Origin of the sequence: Frankia sp. Hr75.2 (assembly GCF_949319125.1) — a bacterium.
Lineage (GTDB): Bacteria > Actinomycetota > Actinomycetes > Frankiales > Frankiaceae > Parafrankia > Parafrankia soli.
In genome coordinates this window covers 57,996-76,635 of the sequence record NZ_CASGGV010000332.1, presented here as the reverse complement: position 1 = coordinate 76,635, position 18,640 = coordinate 57,996, and the positions used below count along the sequence as shown (strand labels likewise).

16 protein-coding genes are annotated in these 18,640 nt (G+C 72.5%); 15 read left to right on the top strand and 1 reads right to left on the bottom strand.

Annotated elements, in window-relative coordinates; genetic code table 11:
• Positions 1–58 precede the first annotated feature (58 nt).
• Positions 59–943 carry a tyrosine recombinase XerC gene (locus AC559T_RS31700; RefSeq protein ID WP_368672056.1) on the top strand — a complete coding sequence of 295 codons (885 nt, stop codon included), beginning with the start codon at positions 59–61 and terminating at the stop codon, positions 941–943.
• A 128-nt stretch (positions 944–1,071) separates the two neighbouring features.
• Here the strand turns inward: AC559T_RS31700 and AC559T_RS31695 are convergent, their stop codons facing one another.
• Complete coding sequence (locus tag AC559T_RS31695) at positions 1,072–1,881, bottom strand: M23 family metallopeptidase (RefSeq protein ID WP_498871034.1); 810 nt, start codon at positions 1,879–1,881, stop codon at positions 1,072–1,074.
• A 1,020-nt stretch (positions 1,882–2,901) separates the two neighbouring features.
• Here AC559T_RS31695 and rpsB point away from each other — a divergent pair.
• The 14 genes from rpsB to AC559T_RS31625 all read left to right on the top strand — a co-directional run bounded on the left by rpsB (position 2,902) and on the right by AC559T_RS31625 (position 18,568).
• Positions 2,902–3,822 carry a 30S ribosomal protein S2 gene (gene rpsB, locus AC559T_RS31690; protein WP_498871033.1) on the top strand — a complete coding sequence of 307 codons (921 nt, stop codon included), beginning with the start codon at positions 2,902–2,904 and terminating at the stop codon, positions 3,820–3,822.
• Between the two features lie 245 nt (positions 3,823–4,067).
• A complete protein-coding gene (locus tag AC559T_RS31685) occupies positions 4,068–4,682 on the top strand; it encodes a translation elongation factor Ts (RefSeq protein WP_041253727.1) in 615 nt (204 codons plus the stop codon).
• A 285-nt stretch (positions 4,683–4,967) separates the two neighbouring features.
• Positions 4,968–5,765 (top strand): UMP kinase, encoded by a 798-nt coding sequence (gene pyrH, locus AC559T_RS31680; protein WP_071060590.1) that lies wholly within the window; start codon positions 4,968–4,970, stop codon positions 5,763–5,765.
• Positions 5,762–6,319, top strand: coding sequence for a ribosome recycling factor (frr, locus tag AC559T_RS31675; RefSeq protein ID WP_020458794.1), 558 nt, complete (start codon positions 5,762–5,764; stop codon positions 6,317–6,319). The genes pyrH and frr overlap by 4 nt, the downstream gene beginning before the upstream one ends.
• A gap of 111 nt (positions 6,320–6,430) precedes the next feature.
• Positions 6,431–7,558, top strand: coding sequence for a phosphatidate cytidylyltransferase (locus AC559T_RS31670; protein WP_498871032.1), 1,128 nt, complete (start codon positions 6,431–6,433; stop codon positions 7,556–7,558).
• A gap of 51 nt (positions 7,559–7,609) precedes the next feature.
• Positions 7,610–8,767, top strand: coding sequence for a dual-specificity RNA methyltransferase RlmN (gene rlmN / locus AC559T_RS31665; RefSeq protein ID WP_112105088.1), 1,158 nt, complete (start codon positions 7,610–7,612; stop codon positions 8,765–8,767).
• Positions 8,768–8,769: 2 nt separating this feature from the next.
• On the top strand, positions 8,770–10,182 hold the full coding sequence (locus AC559T_RS31660; RefSeq protein ID WP_498871031.1) for a CE1 family esterase: 1,413 nt from the start codon (positions 8,770–8,772) through the stop codon (positions 10,180–10,182).
• A gap of 302 nt (positions 10,183–10,484) precedes the next feature.
• Entirely contained in the window at positions 10,485–11,780 is a 1,296-nt protein-coding gene (gene dxr / locus AC559T_RS31655) for a 1-deoxy-D-xylulose-5-phosphate reductoisomerase (RefSeq protein WP_498871030.1), read from the top strand.
• Complete coding sequence (locus AC559T_RS31650; RefSeq protein ID WP_071060582.1) at positions 11,780–12,961, top strand: M50 family metallopeptidase; 1,182 nt, start codon at positions 11,780–11,782, stop codon at positions 12,959–12,961. The genes dxr and AC559T_RS31650 overlap by 1 nt, the downstream gene beginning before the upstream one ends.
• Positions 12,962–13,160: 199 nt before the next feature.
• Positions 13,161–14,315 carry a flavodoxin-dependent (E)-4-hydroxy-3-methylbut-2-enyl-diphosphate synthase gene (gene ispG, locus AC559T_RS31645; protein WP_368952550.1) on the top strand — a complete coding sequence of 385 codons (1,155 nt, stop codon included), beginning with the start codon at positions 13,161–13,163 and terminating at the stop codon, positions 14,313–14,315.
• 16 nt (positions 14,316–14,331) lie between these two features.
• On the top strand, positions 14,332–15,183 hold the full coding sequence (locus AC559T_RS31640) for a GNAT family N-acetyltransferase (RefSeq protein ID WP_071060578.1): 852 nt from the start codon (positions 14,332–14,334) through the stop codon (positions 15,181–15,183).
• A 260-nt stretch (positions 15,184–15,443) separates the two neighbouring features.
• On the top strand, positions 15,444–16,517 hold the full coding sequence (locus AC559T_RS31635; protein WP_112105098.1) for an ABC transporter substrate-binding protein: 1,074 nt from the start codon (positions 15,444–15,446) through the stop codon (positions 16,515–16,517).
• A 214-nt stretch (positions 16,518–16,731) separates the two neighbouring features.
• Positions 16,732–17,493 (top strand): ABC transporter ATP-binding protein, encoded by a 762-nt coding sequence (locus AC559T_RS31630; protein WP_498871029.1) that lies wholly within the window; start codon positions 16,732–16,734, stop codon positions 17,491–17,493.
• The gene (locus AC559T_RS31625; RefSeq protein ID WP_112105093.1) at positions 17,483–18,568 is read left to right on the top strand and encodes an ABC transporter permease; all 1,086 of its coding nucleotides are present in this window, start codon (positions 17,483–17,485) and stop codon (positions 18,566–18,568) included. The genes AC559T_RS31630 and AC559T_RS31625 overlap by 11 nt, the downstream gene beginning before the upstream one ends.
• Positions 18,569–18,640 lie beyond the last annotated feature (72 nt).

The window sequence follows — 18,640 nt, the reverse complement described above, 5'->3', positions numbered from 1 at the left end:
CGGTGATGGTGATGGAGGCAGTGGCGGCGACGGCTGGGCGGGTGCCGTCGAGGCTTTCGTGCGCCATCTGGTCGCCGAACGGGATCGTTCGCCGGAAACCGTCCGGGCCTACCGCGCAGATCTCGCGGGCCTACGTGCGCACGCCGCCGCGGCCGGCCGTACGGATCTCCTGGACCTGGATCTCGCCGTGCTCCGCGGGTGGCTGGCCGGCATGCGTTCCGCCGGAGCGGCACCGGCCACCATCGCCCGCCGTGCGTCCCTCGCCAGGGTGTTCTCCGCCTTCGCCGCGCGGCGGGGATTCCTCCCCGATGACGTCGGGGCGCGGCTGGCGACCACCCGGGCGCCGCGGCGGATCCCCCAGGTACTCACCGCGGCACAGGCGGACCGGCTGCTGGAGACACGGCCTCGGGGCGATCGTGCGCAGGAGCCGCGCGACGTCGCGCTGAACCTGCGTGACGATCTGGTTCTGGAGATCCTCTACGGCAGCGCGGTGCGGGTCTCCGAGCTGTGCCGGCTCGACATCGGTGACGTCGACCACGAGCGGCGCCTCCTGCGCGTGCACGGCAAGGGCGGCCGCCAGCGCAGTGTGCCGTTCAGCGTGCCCGCGGCGGGCGCGCTCGACGTCTGGCTCACCAGGGGCCGGCCCTACCTCGCGACGCGCGTCGAGGCGGCGCTGCTGCTCGGTACCCGTGGCGGCCGGCTCGACCCGCGTTCCGTGCGCCGGCTCGTCCAGGCGCGCGGCGCCGCCGCGGGGGTTCCCACCGGTCTGACGCCGCACGGCCTGCGCCACGGCGCGGCCACCCACATGGTCGAAGGCGGCGCGGACCTGCGCTCCGTGCAGGAACTGCTGGGACACGCCAGCCTGTCGACCACGCAGATCTACACCCATGTCACCCCGGAGCGGCTGCGCGCCGCCTTCGACCAGGCCCATCCGCGGGCCTGACGTCCGCGCCACCGACCGATCCCCGTAGCGGACCGAGCCGCATGACGGAGTGCTCCCGTTCGGTGGCGTCCCCGAGTACCGGGCCGGCCTGCCATCGGCGGTTCAGGGGCATCGGCGGTTCAGGGGCATCAGCCATCCAGCGGCAGCAGCCGTGGCGGGACCCGGTGGAAGAAGGAGAGGGGATCGAGGTACTCGGAGCCGCGCAGCACGCCCCAGTGCAGGCAGGCGGCACCCGGGCAGCCCGGGTGGCCGGCCTCGAGAAGCCCGAGCTGATCGCCACCGCCAACCGTCTGGCCTTCGTGGACGAGGGGGCGTACCGGCTCGTAGGTGGTACGCAGCGCGCCGTGGACCACCGTCACGACCCACCTGTCACCGACCCATCCGGCGAACCCGACGACACCCGGCCGCGCTGCCCGGACACCGACACCGGGATCGGAACGAAGATCCACCCCACGGTGGCCCGGGCCGTAGGGATGCGTGGGAGCGCGGAAGGTCCCGGCCACCGTGACCGGCTCCGGCAGCGGCCAACGCCACCTCTGGTCGCCGTCCCGCGCCCGCGCCGGGGCCGGGGCCTGCGCCGGGGACGAGGTTGGGGCGTCGGGCGTGGGTTCAGTCGGCGCCGCGGCTGTGAGCCCGCCTGGGGAGTCGTTGACCGCCGGAGCCGCGGTGGGCTCGGAGGAGGCCGTTCGGGGGATCGCCACCGTCGTCGCGGGTGTGTCCGCCGGTGACCTCGAGGTCGTGGCGTCCGGGCTCGTCGGTGCGGCAGGGATCGCGGCCGTCACGGGCGGTGCCGGGGTTGCCGGAGCGGTCAGCACGTCCGGTGCGCCCGCGCCGAACGACCCGCGGATCGGTACCCGCCCGGGGCAGCCCAGGGCGATCATCAGCGCGAGAGCGGGGATCACGAGCCAGTGCGGGTCGAAACGCGGCGGGTGGGGCACGGCGGTTCGCCTCCGGATTCGGCAGCCGACCGCGGCAGCCCGACACGGCGGCCATGCGTGACCGCTGATGGCCGACAGTGATCGGCTGGCTGCGATCGGCGCCGGCCGGCGTCGTCGCCGCGGGCGGGGTGGGGGAGCGAGGCTCCGTGGACGGTGTGGGGGCGGCGGCCGGGTCCGGTCGGGGGTGGGCCCGGCCGCCGCCTTGCTGGCTCGCGGGGGCTCGGTTTGCCAGCAACATCAGGATGCGTGCATGCGGCGGCAAATGCAGCTACCCAACGGCAAATGTGGATAACCGAAAATGAAAGAGCGAAGACGGTGTCTTCGGGTGTCTCTTGGCGCTTATGGTCGGGTATCGCCGGCCGCCGAGAGCGGGCTCCACCATGCGGGCCGAGGGGCCGCTCCGGCCTTCCGTGGGCGAGCCGCGGCCGGCCTGTGATCGATGGACCGCACCGCCATGGGTGTCCCGCCCGCACCTTGTTCCGCCGCCCCGGACCGCTCCGGTCCGTGCCCACCCGCCCCGCCCGGCCCAGTGTCGCGTGGCATATCCGGCCGTGCCCCATGCTGAGCTGGGCCGGGCGGGGGCCGGCGTCGCTGGTTCGGGGAGTGGGGAGTGGCCACGGCGGCCGGGTATCATCGACACGGAGTCCGTTGGTCGGTGCGTTCCCGGCTTCCTGGACGTCGCGGTGGTCCTGCGGCGCAGCTGTGCCGTGTCGCGGTCTCGTCGCGGTGTTCCTGATGCTGAGGTGTTCTCGGCGCTGTGGTGTTTCACGGTTTTCTACAGCGCCGTCGGCGCCAGGTGCGTCTCCGATGGCGGTCGGGTGGCGGTCGTTCGGTCGATCTCCCACCGCTCGCGGGCTCAGTTCGCACGCCCACTCCCGGCACTGACCGGGAGGGCCTCCTCGGTCCGTCGCCTCGCGGCGGCCACGGCCATCCGGGCGTCAGGGGCTCCGGTTTTCCGCCGGGGCCGTCACAACCGAGGCGTCCCGGCCCGCGGGCCGGGCGGGAAGGGAGCGACGGATCATGGCCGTCGTCACCATGAAGCAGCTCCTCGAGAGCGGCGTGCACTTCGGGCACCAGACCAAGCGCTGGAACCCGAAGATGAAGCGCTACATCTTCACGGAGCGCAATGGCATCTACATCATCGACCTCCAGCAGACGCTGTCGTACATCGACCGCGCCTACGACTTCGTCAAGGAGACGGTCGCCCACGGCGGCACCGTCCTCTTCATCGGGACGAAGAAGCAGGCACAGGAGGCGATTGAGGAGCAGGCCCAGCGGGTCGGCATGCCCTTCGTCAAGGAGCGTTGGCTCGGTGGGATGCTGACCAACTTCTCCACGGTCTACAAGCGGCTCCAGCGGCTCAAGGAGCTTGAGGAGATCGAGCTGACCGGCGGCACGGAGGTGCGCACCAAGAAGGAGCAGCTCGTCCTGACCCGGGAGAAGGCGAAGCTCGAGCGCACCCTCGGTGGTATCCGCGACATGGCCCGCGTGCCGAGCGCGGTGTGGGTCGTGGACACGAAGAAGGAGCACATCGCCGTCGGTGAGGCCCGCAAGCTGGGCATCCCGGTCGTGGCGATCCTCGACACCAACTGCGACCCCGACGAGGTCGACTACCCGATCCCGGGCAACGACGACGCGATCCGCAGCGCGGCGCTGCTGACCCGTGTCGTCGCCGACGCGGTGGCCGAGGGTCTGATGTCGCGGGCCGGCGCGTCGAGCAACGCCGAGGCCAAGCCGGAGCAGTCCACCGGCGAGGAGCCGCTCGCCGAGTGGGAGCAGGCCCTGCTGCGTGGGGACGCCGCGGCCGAGGCGCCTGCCGCCCCCGCCGCCCCGGTGGCGGCCGAGGCCGCCGAGCCGACCGAGCCGACCGAGGCGGTCGCGGCTGTCGAGACGGCCACCGAGGAGCAGCCCCAGCCGGACGCGGTCGGCACCGCCGTCTGACACATCCTGGTCTCACGCGGGTTCTCCGGGGGCGTGACCACGTCCCCGGAGAACCCGTTCCAGCCCCGGTAGGGCCGTCCGTGCGACTGTCGGGGCGGGCGACCCCTGGGAGGACGGACGTCGACCGCCGCGGGCGGGCGACGAGCGGCCCCGGGGGCGCCTCCGCGCGGCGGCGTCGCGTGTGTTTCGGCGCCGAGACAGAACGCCCACCATCGCCAGCAATCGGAACTGACGAGAAGAGCACCATGGCAGACATCACAGCCGCCGACATCCGCAAGCTCCGGGAACTGACCGGCGCGGGGATGAGCGACGTCAAGAAGGCGCTCGTCGACCACGACGGTGACTTCGAGAAGGCCAAGTCCTGGCTGCGCGAGAAGGGCCTCGCGCAGGTCGCCAAGCGCGCGGGCCGCAGCACGGCGAACGGGCTGGTCGAGTCGTACCTGCACCGCACCGACCCGCAGCTCCCGCCGACGCTCGGCGTGCTCATCGAGCTGCGTTGCGAGACTGACTTCGTCGCCAAGACCGACGACTTCAAGCAGCTCGCGCGGGACCTCGCCCAGCACATCGCCGCGGCGGACCCGCTGTACGTGACCGCCGAGCAGATCCCGAACGAGGTGCTCGAGCAGGAGCGGAAGATCTACGAGGCGGCCGCCCGCGAAGAGGGCAAGAACGACAAGGCCATCCCGAAGATCGTCGAGGGTCGGGTCAACGGCTACGTCAAGAGCGTCGTCCTGCTGGACCAGCCCTGGGTCAAGGACGGCAAGCTCACGATCCGCGCGCTGCTGGAGCAGGCCGGATCCGCGCTGGGTGAGAAGATCGAAGTGGGCCGGTTCGCCCGGTTCAACATCAAGCAGGCCTGAGCGCGAGCGCACCGCGCCGGGCGACGTGACACGGCCGGGCACCCGGTGGGGGAGGACCTCCGCGGGTGTCGGGCCGGAGTCCGTGCGGGGCCCGGGTGCGGCACGTGGGCGCGAGCGACGTCCGTGCTCGCCGGCGGGTGACCGCGGCGGTTGAGCCCGCCACGGTTCGCGCTGGTCGACGCGCCACGCGGGGCCACGGGCAGCCGTGCCGGAGTCGTGCGGCAGACTGCTGTCAGCATGAACATCCTTGGCCGCTGATCCCGGCCGCCGGCGAAGGAGCCGCCTGTGACCGATGACGCCGACAGTGCCGTTGGAGGGGTGGATCCCGCCGCCCGCACCGAGCCCGGGCCGCGGTGGACCCGCCTCCTGCTGAAACTCTCCGGCGAGGCCTTCGCCGGTGGTGAGCCGCTCGGGATCGACCCGGTGACGCTGGCGACGATCGCGCGCCAGATCGCCCAGGTGAGCCGCTCGGGCATCGAGGTCGCCATAGTCGTGGGGGCCGGCAACATGTTCCGCGGCCAGGCGCTCGCCGAGCGGGGCATGGACCGCGCCCGCGCCGACTACATGGGCATGCTGGGCACGGTCATCAACTGCCTGGCCCTGCAGGACGTCCTGGAGCGCGAGGGGATCGTCACCCGCGTGCAGACGGCGATCGCCATGGGCCAGGTCGCCGAGCCCTACCTCCCCCTGCGCGCGATCCGGCACCTGGAGAAGGGGCGCGTGGTCATCTTCGGCGCCGGCCTCGGGGCACCGTTCTTCTCGACGGACACCACCGCCGCCCAGCGGGCGCTGGAGATCAAGGCGCAGGCGGTACTCAAGGCGACGAAGGTCGACGGGGTCTACGACTCCGATCCGGCGACGAACGCCGGCGCCGTCCGGTTCGACAGCCTCACCTACAGCGAGGTCCTCGCGCGCGGCCTGAAGGTCATGGACGCGACCGCGATCAGCCTGTGCATGGACAACGACCTGCCCATTGTCGTTTTCGACCTCCTGACCGAGGGGAACATCTCCCGCGCCGTCCGGGGTGAGAAGATCGGCACGCTGGTCGGAGTCGAGACGTACGGAACGGAAGGTGCGCGGTGATCGACGACACGCTCCTCGAGGCCGAGGAGAAGATGGACAAGGCCGTCTCGGTCGCCAAGGACGACTTCGCCAACATCCGCACGGGGCGGATCACGCCAGCGGTTTTCGGGAAGGTCCTGGTGGACTACTACGGCGCTCCCACGCCGGTGCAGCAGCTCGCCTCGTTCCACATCCCCGAGCCGCGCATGGTCATCATCACCCCGTACGACAAGTCGTCGCTCGGCGCGGTGGAGAAGGCCGTCCGTGACTCCGACCTCGGGGTCAACCCGAGCAACGACGGGACGATCATTCGGTGCGTCTTCCCGGAGCTGTCCGAGCAGCGCCGTCGTGACCTGGTGAAGGTGGCCCGCACCAAGGCCGAGGAGGCCCGGGTCAGCATCCGCAACATCCGCCGGCACGCGAAGGACGCGATCGACCGGATCGTCCGCGACGGCGAGGCCGGCGAGGACGAGGGACGCCGCGGGGAGAAGGACCTCGATGAGGCCACCCACCGTTACGTCAGCCAGGTCGACGAACTGCTTCGCATCAAGGAGTCGGACCTGTTGTCGGTCTGACCCTCGACCAGCGCCCGTCCGCGTGCGACGCCGTGCCCATCCGCTGTCCCGGCCCCTGCGCCCGGGTTCCCGTCCCCGTCTCCGTCTCGTCGGCAAGCTGGCGGGCGGCCGGTGGACGGCGGACCTCGCGGCGCCGTGAGCGTCTCGGCCCTGGGGGTTCCTCCCGAGGACGCCTCCGTGACTGACCGCGCGGACACCCCCGACGGGGGGCGGGGGAACGCCGGCGACGTGCCGGTGCATCCCCGCCCGGTCGACCTGGCCCCGGCCGACCCCGTTCCGGCCGGTCCGGCACCGGCCAACTCCGCCTCGGGCACAGCGGCAACGCCGGACGCGGCTGCGCCCCCGGAGACAGCCTCGGAGCGGCCGCGCGGCGGCCGGGCCCCGCGGAACGGCCGGCGGGTGATCCGGGCCGGGCGCGACCTGCCCGCGGCGATCGCCGTCGGGGTCGTGCTGGGCGCGGTCATCCTCGTCCCGCTGTTCACGCTGTACCCGATCTGGGTCGCGGTGGTCAGCGCCGCCGTGGCGGTCGGCACCTACGAGGTGGTCCGTGCCCTGCATGTCGCGGGGATGAGCGTGCCGCTCGTCCCGCTGGCCGCCGGGGCGATCGCGATGCCCGTGGCCGCCTACACGTCCGGCACCAACGGGCTCGCGCTCGCGCTCGCGGGCACGACCCTGGCCGCCGTCGCCGTCCGCGCGGTGCGCGACCCGGCCGGCGGCGGGCGTCACGGCGGCGGGCGTCAGGCGCGGCTGCGGGACGCCGCGGCCTGCGCGTTCACCTCCGCGTATGTCGGCTTTCCGGCTGGGTTCGCCACGCTGCTCACCTCCGCCCCGGACGGCCACTGGCGCACCATCGCGTTCCTCGGAACCGTCGTGGCCAGCGACATCGGCGGCTACACCGCGGGTGTGCTGTCGGGCGGGCGGCACAAGCTCGCGCCCAGCGTGTCGCCCGGGAAGTCCTGGGAGGGGTTCGCGGGATCGGTGGTGGGCTGCGTCGTCGTCGCCAGCGTGCTGATGGCGTGGCCGCTGGGCGCCGAGATCTGGCAGGGCGCGCTGCTCGGCGCCGCCGTCGCCTGCACGGCGACCGTGGGCGACCTCGGCGAGTCGCTGCTCAAGCGGGACATCGGCATCAAGGACATGGGCAACCTGCTGCCCGGCCACGGCGGCCTCATGGACCGGCTGGACTCGCTGCTGTGTACCGCGCCCGTTGCCTGGCTGCTCATCACCGCGTTCCTCGGCTGACCGATCACCGATTCGTCGCGTGCCCGGGGCTCCTGGCAGACTGGACTGGCCATGACAGCCACGACCGCCGAATCCGGAAACCTCCTGCCACTGGTGTCAGGGCGGTCCAGGCCGCCGCGCCACCTCGCGGACCTCTCCCGGGACGAGCGGCGGGCCGTGGCCACGTCACTGGGCCTGCCGGCGTTCCGCGCCGACCAGCTGGCCCGCCACTACTTCACCCACCACCTGCGTGCCGACGACGCAGACCTGATGACGGACCTGCCCGCCTCGATCCGCCCCGCGCTCGTCGAGGCGATGCTGCCGAGGCTGCTCACGCCGGCCACCGCCCTCGACTGCGACGGTGGCCAGACCCGCAAGACCGTCTGGCGTACCGTCGACGGCGCCAAGATCGAGTCGGTGCTGATGCGCTACCCGCAGCGGGCGACGGTCTGTGTCTCGAGCCAGGCGGGCTGCGGCATGGGATGCCCGTTCTGCGCGACGGGCCAGGGCGGGCTGACCCGCAACCTCTCGACCGCCGAGATCGTCGAACAGGTGGTGGACGCGGCTCGAACGATGGCGGCCCGAACGACGGCCGAGGGTGGCCTGCCCGGTGGTCCCGGCAGGCTGTCGAACGTGGTGTTCATGGGCATGGGGGAGCCGCTGGCGAACTACGCCGCCCTCCTCGCCGCCCTGCACCGCCTCATCGACCCGGCGCCCGACGGGCTGGGCCTCTCCGCCCGCGGGCTCACGGTCAGCACGGTGGGCCTGGTCCCGGCGATCCGTCGCCTCGCCGGTGAGGGGCTGCCGGTGACCCTCGCCGTGTCCCTGCACGCCCCGGATGACGAGCTGCGCGACGAGCTCGTCCCGATCAACACCCGATGGCCGGTGGCCGAGGTGCTCGCCGCCGCGTGGGAGTACGCCCGGGTGACGGGGCGGCGCGTGAGCATCGAGTACGCCCTGATCGACGGCGTCAACGACTCGCCCGAGCGCGCGGACGCGCTGGCCGCCCTGCTGGCCGGCCAGCTCGCGCACGTGAACCTCATCCCGCTCAACCCGACGGGCGGCTCGTCCTGGCAGGCGAGCGCCCCGCGCGGCCAGCGTGTCTTCGTGGAGCGCCTGCGGGCCCGCGGGGTGGCGGCCACCGTCCGGGACACCCGGGGCCGGGAGATCGCCGCGGCCTGCGGGCAACTCGCCGCGGAGCCGCCCGTGCGCTCGAGGGCGGGCCGGTAGTCGTGGCCACCGGGAACTCCGCCGGTCGTCGGCGTAGCCACGGCCGGGCCGGGGCCGGCTCCGCGCGGTCGGGGGCCGCCCGGCAGGGGCTGGCCCGGTCGAGCGCGCTGCGGCACGGGTCGCGTCCGGCGAACACGCTGTGGCTGCCGCTCACCGCGGCGGCGGGGGTGCTCCTGCTCCTGGTCTGGTACGCGATGTCGCAGGATCCCGGGGAGGCGACCGGTTCCTCGTCCCCGGTCGCGTCCGCGCTGGGCGGAGCGGGCGGTGCCTCCGGCGGGCCCGCCGCCGTGGCGGCACCGACCGTCCCGCCGCCACCGCGCAGCGGCTGCGAGACCGGCAGCAGCCTGCCGGCGGGCGTCACCACCGAGACCATCCACGTCGGCGACGTCGACCGGCAGTTCCTGCTGGCCGTCCCGCAGGGCGGCGGGGCGGGTACCGCACTGCCGCTGGTGCTGAACCTGCACGGTTACGGGCAGCCCGCACAGGAGCTCGAGCAGTACACCCAGATGGCGGACAGCGGCACCCGGGCCGGCTACGCCGTCGCCATCCCGGTCGGGGCGTCGAACCGGTGGAACTTCACCCGCTCGGCCAAGGTGGGCCCGGATGACGTTCTCTTCGTCGGCGCGCTGCTCAACGACCTGACCGGCCGGATGTGCCTGGACCCGAAGCGGGTGTTCGCCAGCGGCTTCTCCGACGGCGCCGACATGGTCCTCGCGCTGGCCTGCGCGCTGCCCGAGCGCTTCGCGGCGGTGGTCACGGTCGCGTCGAGCCGCTTGCCGGATGCCTGCGCCGCGCCACGGGCCAGCCTGCTCGAGCTGCACGGCACCGACGATCGGATCGCGCCGTTCAACGGCGGGGGCCAGGCCCGCACCGCCCCCTACAACGGGCTCGTCGCCCAACCGGTGGGGGCCCGCACCGACAGGTACGCGCGCGCTCTCGGCTGCGGCGGCGAGCACTCGACGGCGCAGGACTTCACCCACGTCGCGCGGACGAGCTGGACGACCTGCCCGGCCGGCAAGGACGTCGGCACCCTGGCGATGCAGGGCGGCGGGCACACCTGGCCGGGCGCGGCACCACGGCCCGAGCTGGGTGGCACGGTGACGAACCTGAGCGCGACCGTCGTGGCGCTGGCCTTCTTCAGCGGCCACCCGGCCGACGGCCGGACGGTGACCGGTGGCGGCTCGGGAGGCGGCGCGCCCGCGACGGGCGGCGCGGCCACGGGCGGCGCCACCGCGCCGACCCAGCCGCCGGCGGGGGCACCCGCGACCACCCCGCCCGCCTCGGCGGCACCCGGTGACCAGCCCGAGCCCACACCGACCGGGGCGAGCGACGATCCCGACCCGGCGCCGTCGGCGCCGCCCGGCCCGTCCACGAGCGCGACGCCGACCGGTGAGACGCCCGCAGGCGCCGGGTAGTCGCACGGACGGGCACGTCGCTTCTGGTGATGCCTCGTCGGGCGGCGGGCAGGGGCACGAACGGGCACGTCGCTCCTCGTGACGGTTCCGCGGGCGCCGGGTAGGGGCACAGACGGGCACGTCGCGCCCGGTGAGGCGTCCGCGGGCGGCGGGCAGGAGAACGAAGATGCTGGTCACGCCCGGTGAGACATCCGCCGCCGGGGGGTACGGACAGGGGCGGGCAGGTCACACCCGGATGCTCCGGGTGTTGACCAGTCGTAGGCGCGGCTACACCCATTGCGCACCTTCGGGCCTCACCTGTCATGAACCGAACAGGCCTCGGTCGAAGCGTCGAAGGGCCTGCGAGAATAGGCAGCGTGGCGGAGGCTTCGGTCCAGCGTGAGGTTGTTCTGCTCGGGTCCACCGGCTCGATCGGGACTCAGGCGATAGATGTCGTACGCCGCAACCCGGACAGGTTCCGGGTGGTGGCGCTGATGGGAGGCGGGTCGCGGGTCGACCTGCTCGCGGCGCAGGCGCTCGACCTGGGGGTCGAGGCGGTCGGTGTGGCCGCGGCCTCGTCGGCGCAGGACCTTCAGCTCGCGTTCTTCGCGGAGGCGTCCAAGCGCGGCTACCGCCGTGGCGAGTTCGCCGTCCCGAAGATCCTCGCCGGGCCCGATGCGGCCAGCGAGATCGCGTCCTGGCCGGCGGACATCGTCCTCAACGGGGTGTCCGGCTCGGTCGGGCTCGCGCCGACGCTGGCGGCCCTCAAGGCCGGCGCGACGGTCGCGCTGGCGAACAAGGAGTCGCTGGTCGCGGGCGGCCCGCTGGTGCTCGACGCGCTCGGCGGCAACCCGGACCGGCTCGTCCCGGTGGATTCCGAGCACTCGGCGCTCGCGCAGTGCCTGCGCGGGGGGCGGCGTGAGGAAGTCCACAAACTGGTGCTGACCGCCAGCGGCGGGCCCTTCCGTGGCCGGAGCAGGGACGACCTGGCCGGGGTCACCCGGGAGCAGGCACTGGCCCATCCGACCTGGGCGATGGGCCCGCTGGTCACGATCAACTCGGCGACGCTGATGAACAAGGGCCTCGAGCTGATCGAGGCCCACCTGTTCTTCGGCGTGCCGTATGACGACATCGAGGTCGTCGTCCACCCGCAGTCGCTGGTTCACTCGATGGTCGAGTTCAACGACGGGTCGACCATCGCGCAGGTGTCGCCGCCGGACATGCGGCTCCCGATCGCGCTGGCCCTGGGCTGGCCGGACCGGGTGCCGCTGGCCCAGCCGCCGATGGACTGGACGCGCGCCCAGTCGCTGACCTTCGAGCCCCTGGACACCGTCGCGTTCCCCGCGGTGGACCTCGCCCGGACGGCGGGCCGCCTCGGCGGGACCGCGCCGGCCGTGTTCAACGCGGCGAACGAGGAGGCCGTCGCGGCCTTCCTCGCCGGGCAGCTGCCCTTCGTCCGTATCGTCGACCTGGTGGCCGAGGTGGTGCAGGCACACGAGGTGATCGCCCGTCCGACGCTGGACGAGGTGTTCGCCGTCGAGCGTGAGGCCCGCGCCGCCGCGAACCGCCTGATCGAGAAGGCCGGCGGGCATCCCGTGGCGGCCGGAGGACATGGTTGATGGCAACTCTGGGCATCGTCGCCTTCGTCCTCGCCCTGTTCGTCTCCGTCGTCCTGCACGAGGCGGGGCACTTCGTCACCGCCCGCTACTTCGGGATGAAGGCGTCCCGTTTCTTTGTCGGCTTCGGCCCCACCCTGTGGTCGAAGCAGCGCGGGGAGACCGAGTACGGCATCAAGGCCATCCCCGCCGGCGGGTTCGTCAAGATCGAGGGGATGACCTCCCTCGAGGAGATCGACCCGGCGGACGAGCCCCGTGCCTTCTACAAGGCGCGGGCGCGGGCCCGGCTGGTGGTGATGTCGGCGGGGTCGTTCGTGCACTTCGTCATCGCGATCGTGCTGATCTACGGGGTGCTGGTCACCATCGGCACCACCCAGCAGAGCCAGACGATGATCGGGCGCACGAGCTGCGTGGCGACGACGTCCGCCTGCACCGGCCCGGGGCCGGCGGCGGCAGCCGGGCTGCGGGTCGGCGACCGGGTGGTGAGCTTCGACGGTGTGGCCGTCACCACCTGGGAGAAGTTCACCCGGCTCGTGCGCGATCACGGGCCGGGCCCGGCGGTGCTCGTGGTGTCCCGCGACGGCGCGGACGTCACGCTGCGGCCGGACCTCGTCGAGGTGCTGCGCGACCGCGAGACCGGCCTCGCGGGCAAGGACCCGGTCGGCGCCCTGGGGGTCAGCCCCGGTCAGGAGACCGTCGACTACGGCCCGCTCTCGGCGGTTCCCGAGACGTTCTCGGTCATCGGCTCCGGGTTCACCGGGATGTACGAGACGTTCACCGAACGGATCGATGACATTGGCCGCATCTTCGGTGACAACCGCGACGAGAGCGGTTTCATCAGTGTGGTCGGCGCGGCCCGCCTCGGCGGTGAGGTGGCCGCGGCGGACGACGGCTGGACCGACCGGATCCGCGGTTTCCTGATCCTCGTCGCCGCGATCAACCTCGCCATCGGGATCTTCAACCTGTTGCCGCTGCTCCCGCTCGACGGCGGGCACATCGCGGTGCTCGGCTTCGAGCAGGCCCGACACGGCCTGCGTCGGCTGCGTGGCTATCGAGGCCCGGTGCAGCCGGTGGACTTCGCCAAGCTGTTACCAGCCACGTACGCCACGGTCGTCGTTCTCGTCGGGTTCAGTCTGATCATTCTGTCCGCCGACATCGTCAACCCCATCCGCATCAATCAGTAGCTGCCGTGTACCCGCGGTGGCGCGCGGTGGTGGTCTGCGGACGTCCCGGTCGCCGGTAGTTCCGGTGCGGGCGTCGCGTCTGGCCGTCGTGAGTGCGCCGCCCCGCACGACGCCGACTGACCCGGACGATCCCGTCCGTGACGGGCCTGGCCGGGTCGCCATCTGACGATCAAGCATCCGACACGCCAGTGAGGACATCGTGACCGTAACTCTGGGCATGCCCGCCGCTCCGCCTCGTCCGGTCGGAACGCGGCGGCTCAGCCGGCAGATCCACGTGGGCAACGTCCCGGTCGGAGGTGACGCCCCGGTCTCCATCCAGTCGATGTGCACCACGCTGACCTCGGACGTCAACGCGACCCTTCAGCAGATCGCCCAGCTCACCGCCGCCGGATGTCAGATCGTGCGGGTGGCGGTGCCCAGCCAGGACGACGCCGACGCGCTGCCGACGATCGCCCGCAAGTCGCCGATCCCGATCATCGCCGACATCCACTTCCAGCCGAAGTACGTCTTCGCCGCGATCGACGCCGGGTGCGCCGCCGTCCGGGTGAACCCGGGCAACATCAAGGCGTTCGACGACAAGGTCGGCGAGATCGCGCGGGCGGCGAAGGGCGCCGGGGTCCCGATCCGCATCGGGGTCAACGCCGGCTCGCTCGACAAGCGGCTGCTGGAGAAGTACGGCAAGGCCACGCCGGAGGCGCTCGCCGAGTCGGCGCTGTGGGAGTGCTCGCTGTTCGAGGAGCACGACTTCCGTGACATCAAGATCTCGGTGAAGCACCACGACCCCGTGGTGATGATCCAGGCCTACCGGCTGCTCGCCCAGGCCTGTGACTACCCGCTGCACCTCGGTGTGACCGAGGCGGGCCCGGCGTTCCAGGGCACCGTGAAGTCCGCGGTGGCCTTCGGGGCGCTGCTGTCCGAGGGCATCGGCGACACGATCCGGGTCTCACTGTCGGCGCCGCCGATCGAGGAGGTCAAGGTCGGCGCGGCCATCCTGGAGTCGCTCGGGCTGCGCGAGCGCAAGCTGGAGATCGTCTCCTGCCCGTCCTGCGGCCGCGCCCAGGTGGACGTCTACACCCTGGCCAACGAGGTCAGCGCCGGCCTGGAGGGCATGGAGGTGCCGCTGCGGGTGGCCGTCATGGGCTGTGTCGTCAACGGCCCCGGCGAGGCCCGTGAGGCCGACCTCGGTGTCGCCTCCGGCAACGGCAAGGGGCAGATCTTCGTGCGCGGAAAGGTCATCAAGACGGTGCCTGAGGCGCAGATCGTGGAGACTCTCATCGAGGAGGCCATGCGGCTGGCCGAGGAGATGGAGGCCAGCGGCGCGGCCTCCGGCTCGCCGTCGGTGTCCGTGGCCTAGTACCTGGAAGGGCTGGATGGGTCTGCCGCTTCGCTCCGCTCCGACCCGGCTGCTTGACGATCGGGATCTGCCCGCGGTCACCCAGCTGCTGGGCCGCAACCCGGTAGCCGATGTCTTCGTCGCGTCGCGGGTGGCGGCGTGCGGTCTGGACCCCTGGCGCCTGGGCGCCGAGGTGTGGGGCCACACGGTCGACGGGACCCTGACCGCCCTGTGCTACTCAGGCGCCAACCTGTGGCCCGTGGCGGCGGGCCCGGCCTCGGCGAAGCTTTTCGCCGAGCGGGCCCGCCGGCAGGGCCGCCGCTGCTCGTCGATCGTGGGCGTCGGCTCGGCCGTCACCGCCATGTGGCGGCACCTGGAGCCGGTGTGGGGCCCGGCCCGGGAGATCCGCGCCGACCAGCCGTTACTCGCGATCCAGGCCCCGCCGCGCATCGCGCCGGACCCGGCGGTCCGCCTGGTCCGGCCGGACGAGCTGGACGTGCTGCTCCCCGCCTGCATCGCCATGTTCACCGAGGAGATCGGCGTCTCCCCGGTCGGTGCGGACGGCGGCGCGCTCTACCGTTCGCGTGTCGCCGAGTTCGTCGGCCAGCGCCGCTCGTTCGCCCACATCGAGGACGGCCGGGTGCTGTTCAAGGCCGAGATCGGCGCGGTCGCCGGCGACGTCTGCCAGATCCAGGGCGTCTGGGTCGATCCGGCCCTGCGTGGCCGTGGCCTCGGCGCCGCCGGGACGGCCAGCGTCGTGGCGCTCGCCCAGGCGACGTTCGCCCCGGTGGTCAGCCTGTACGTGAACGACTTCAACCACCCCGCCCGGCGCGCCTACGAGCGCGTGGGGTTCGAGCAGGTGGGGACCTTCGCCTCGATCCTGTTCTGACCAGAGCGCGCTGGTGACCGACGTGCACTGAGCGGCCACGTTCCGCGCATCTTTCCGCCCGGTTTCGTCCGGCGCCCGCCAGCTGCGAGCGCCCTACGCGACCGGGCGTTCACGCGTGGTGGGAAATCGTGTCATCCGTGTGAATTCCGGTGACGGGAAGACCCTTGGTCTGGCATCCTTGCTTTCCCGATGTATCCAATCGACTTGATGCGCTCGATCGACTTTGTGCAAGGCGCCGTGCGTGTGGGAAAGGGAACGTGATGAGGCCCAAGAGGCTGTGGCAGCGGTTCGTGCCACTGGTTGCTGCCGGTGCGTTGGCGCTGGCGGTCACCGCCTGCTCGGGCGACGACGGGGGAACGGAGTCCGTGTCGGCGTCCGGGGAGGTGACCGGGACCCTGCGGCTGGGGTACTTCCCGAACCTCACGCACGCCCCGGCGCTCGTCGGCGTGGGGCAGGGCATCTTTGCCAAGGAGCTGGGTTCCGGCGTGAAGCTGGAGCCGTCGACCTTCAACTCGGGCACCACGGAGGCGGAGGCGATCCTCTCCGGCGCGCTCGACGCCGGCTTCATCGGCCCGAACCCCGCGGTGAACACGTTCATCAAGTCCAAGGGCGAGGCCATCCGGATCGTCTCCGGCGTCACCTCCGGCGGGGCGGCCCTGGTCGTCAAGCCCGAGATCACCTCGGTCGAGCAGCTGCGTGGCAAGACGCTGGCGACCCCGAGCCTGGGCAACACCCAGGACGTCGCGCTGCGGTTCTACCTGAAGAAGAACGGGCTCGTGACGGACACCAAGGGCGGCGGTGACGTCTCGATCCGCCCGCAGGAGAACTCGGTCACGGTCGACGCCTTCAAGTCCGGCGCCATCGATGGCGCCTGGGTGCCTGAGCCGGTCGCCTCCCGGCTGGTCGCCGAGGGCGGCAAGGTGCTCGTCAACGAGGCCGACGAGTGGCCTGACACCGACGGGAAGTTCGTCACCACCCTCCTGATCGTCCGCACGGAGTACCTGGAGAAGAACCCCGAGATCGTCCGCCGGCTCATCGCCGCCAACATCACGGCGATCGAGCAGCTCAACGCCGACCCGGCCGCCGGGCAGACTGCCGCGAACGAGGCGCTGGACAAGCTCACCGGCAAGCCGCTCGCCGACGGCGTCGTCACCTCGGCCTGGAAGACGCTGACCTTCGGCCCGGACCCGATCGCCAAGTCGCTGTTCCTCTCGGCGGCGCATCAGGAGGAGCTCGGGCTCATCGAGGACCCCAAGCTCGACGGCATCTTCGACCTGAAGATCCTCAACGAGCTGCTGGCGGACGCCGGCGACCCCGCGGTCTCGGACAAGTAGGCCTCCACACAGGTAGGTCTCCGCACAACTGAACCTCTGCACAACTGAACGACCGATCGACCGCGGCTCGGTGGGCGCCTCCCGTCCGCCGGGCCGCGATCCGGGCTCTGCCCCAGCCCGGCGATGCCGCGACCGAGGCTGCGCGGCCGGTGCCACACCGGCCGCGCAGCCCGTTCCGCGTCCAGATCACGACATACCCTGAGGGGAGCAAGCTGTGACCGCGCTCGCGACGGACACGGCGCTGCGGATCGACGGCGTCAGCCGGGTCTTCGGTGCCGGCGCCGGTCAGGTCCACGCCCTCGACGGCATCCACCTGGATGTCCGTCCCGGCGAGTTCGTCTGTCTGCTGGGGGCGTCGGGCTGCGGCAAATCGACCCTGCTCAGCCTGGTCGCCGGGCTCGACCGGCCGACCGTGGGCACCGTCGACACCGGTGGCCGCCGGGTCGGGATGATGTTCCAGGACTCGGCCCTGCTGCCCTGGCTCACGGCCGGCGGCAACGTCGAGGTGCCGCTGAAGCTGCGCCGGGTGCCGAAGGCGACGCGCCGGGCCCGGGTCGACGAGCTGCTCGGCATGGTCCGCCTGGCCGGCCAGGGCGGCCGCCGCCCGCACGAGCTCTCCGGCGGCATGCGCCAGCGGGTCAGCCTCGCCCGGGCGTTCGCCCAGGAGGCGGACATCCTCTGCATGGACGAGCCGTTCGGTGCCCTCGACGCGATGACCCGCGACCTGCTCCACGACGAGCTGGAGCGGATCTGGCGCGAGACCGGGGTCACCGTCCTGTTCGTCACCCACGACGTCCGGGAGGCCGTGCGCCTCGGTGACCGGATCGTCCTGCTCTCCTCCCGGCCCGGACGGGTCGCGGAGATCTTCGACGTCGCCATGGATCGCCCCCGCCGCATCGACGAACACCAGGTATCCGAGCTCGCCTCCGTCGTGACGGCGCGGCTGCGGCAGGAGGTCGCCCGCCATGGCCACTGACACCGACACGGTCACCAGCCGCTCCCTGGAAGCCGGTAGCGGGACCGATGGCCGGAACCTCGGCCCCGGGCCCGGCGGCGACCCCGCCACCGGCGACCCCGCCACCCCGGCGCAGCGGACGTCCGACGAGGCGCTCGCCGGCCTGGACGCCCTCGACCTCCCCGTCTCGTCCGGGCGGCCGACCGCGGGCCGGATCTGGTCGGTGACCTGGCCGAAGATCGCCGCGCTCGCGCTGTTCCTGCTCGTCTGGCAGATCGTCGTCTGGTCGGGGTGGAAGCCCACCTACGTGCTGCCCGGCCCCGGCGACACGCTGCCGGAGTTCTTCGACCAGCTCGGCACCGCCGAGTTCTGGGACGCGTTCGGCCGCACGCTGACGCGCGCCGGCGAGGGCTACGCGGTGGCGGTCGTGCTCGGTGGCGTCGTCGGCCTGGTGGTCGCCCGGTTCGGCCTGCTGCGCGCGGCGGTGGGGTCGTTCATCACCGCGTTGCAGACCATGCCGTCGGTGGTCTGGGTCCCGCTCGCGATCCTGCTGTTCAAGCTCAACGAGTCCGCGATCATGTTCGTCGTGGTCCTGGGCGCCGCCCCGTCCGTGGCGAACGGCGTCATCTACGGCGTCGACTACGTCCCGCCGCTGCTCGTGCGGGTCGGGCGCAGTATGGGGGCGCGCGGGTTCTCGCTGTACCGCCACGTCGTGGCGCCGGCGGCGTTCCCCTCGGTGCTCGCCGGGCTCAAGCAGGGCTGGGCGTTCGCCTGGCGCAGCCTGATGGCCGGCGAGCTGATCGTCATCGTGCCCGGGCACCCCTCGATCGGCGCCGACCTGCAGAACGCCCGGGACCTGTCGGACACCGTCGGCGTGCTGGTGTCGATGCTGACGATCTTCGCGATCGGCGTCGCCGTCGACGCGGTCTTCAACATCCTCGACCGGCGGATGCGTGAGCGCCGCGGCCTGCTCTCCGAGGGCTCGAACGCGGTGAGGGCGGCTCGTGGTCCTCGGAACGGTCGTCCGAAGGAGGATCCGACCGGTCCGACCGGGCCGGTCGGACCGCTCTCCGGCGCGGACACGTCAGCGGTCTGACCTTCGTCCGGCCCTCGCCCGGTGTCGGCCGGACGGGCGGTCCGGCCGCCCATGAGGAGCCCACGGGAAGCC

Coding starts and splice junctions, on each gene's coding strand:
- AC559T_RS31625 (WP_112105093.1), top strand. CDS start 17,483: ATGGCCACTGACACCGACACGGTCACCAGCCGCTCCCTGGAAGCCGGT.
- AC559T_RS31650 (WP_071060582.1), top strand. CDS start 11,780: ATGGCAACTCTGGGCATCGTCGCCTTCGTCCTCGCCCTGTTCGTCTCC.
- AC559T_RS31640 (WP_071060578.1), top strand. CDS start 14,332: ATGGGTCTGCCGCTTCGCTCCGCTCCGACCCGGCTGCTTGACGATCGG.
- rlmN (WP_112105088.1), top strand. CDS start 7,610: ATGACAGCCACGACCGCCGAATCCGGAAACCTCCTGCCACTGGTGTCA.
- AC559T_RS31685 (WP_041253727.1), top strand. CDS start 4,068: ATGGCAGACATCACAGCCGCCGACATCCGCAAGCTCCGGGAACTGACC.
- rpsB (WP_498871033.1), top strand. CDS start 2,902: ATGGCCGTCGTCACCATGAAGCAGCTCCTCGAGAGCGGCGTGCACTTC.
- AC559T_RS31635 (WP_112105098.1), top strand. CDS start 15,444: ATGAGGCCCAAGAGGCTGTGGCAGCGGTTCGTGCCACTGGTTGCTGCC.
- dxr (WP_498871030.1), top strand. CDS start 10,485: ATGAACCGAACAGGCCTCGGTCGAAGCGTCGAAGGGCCTGCGAGAATA.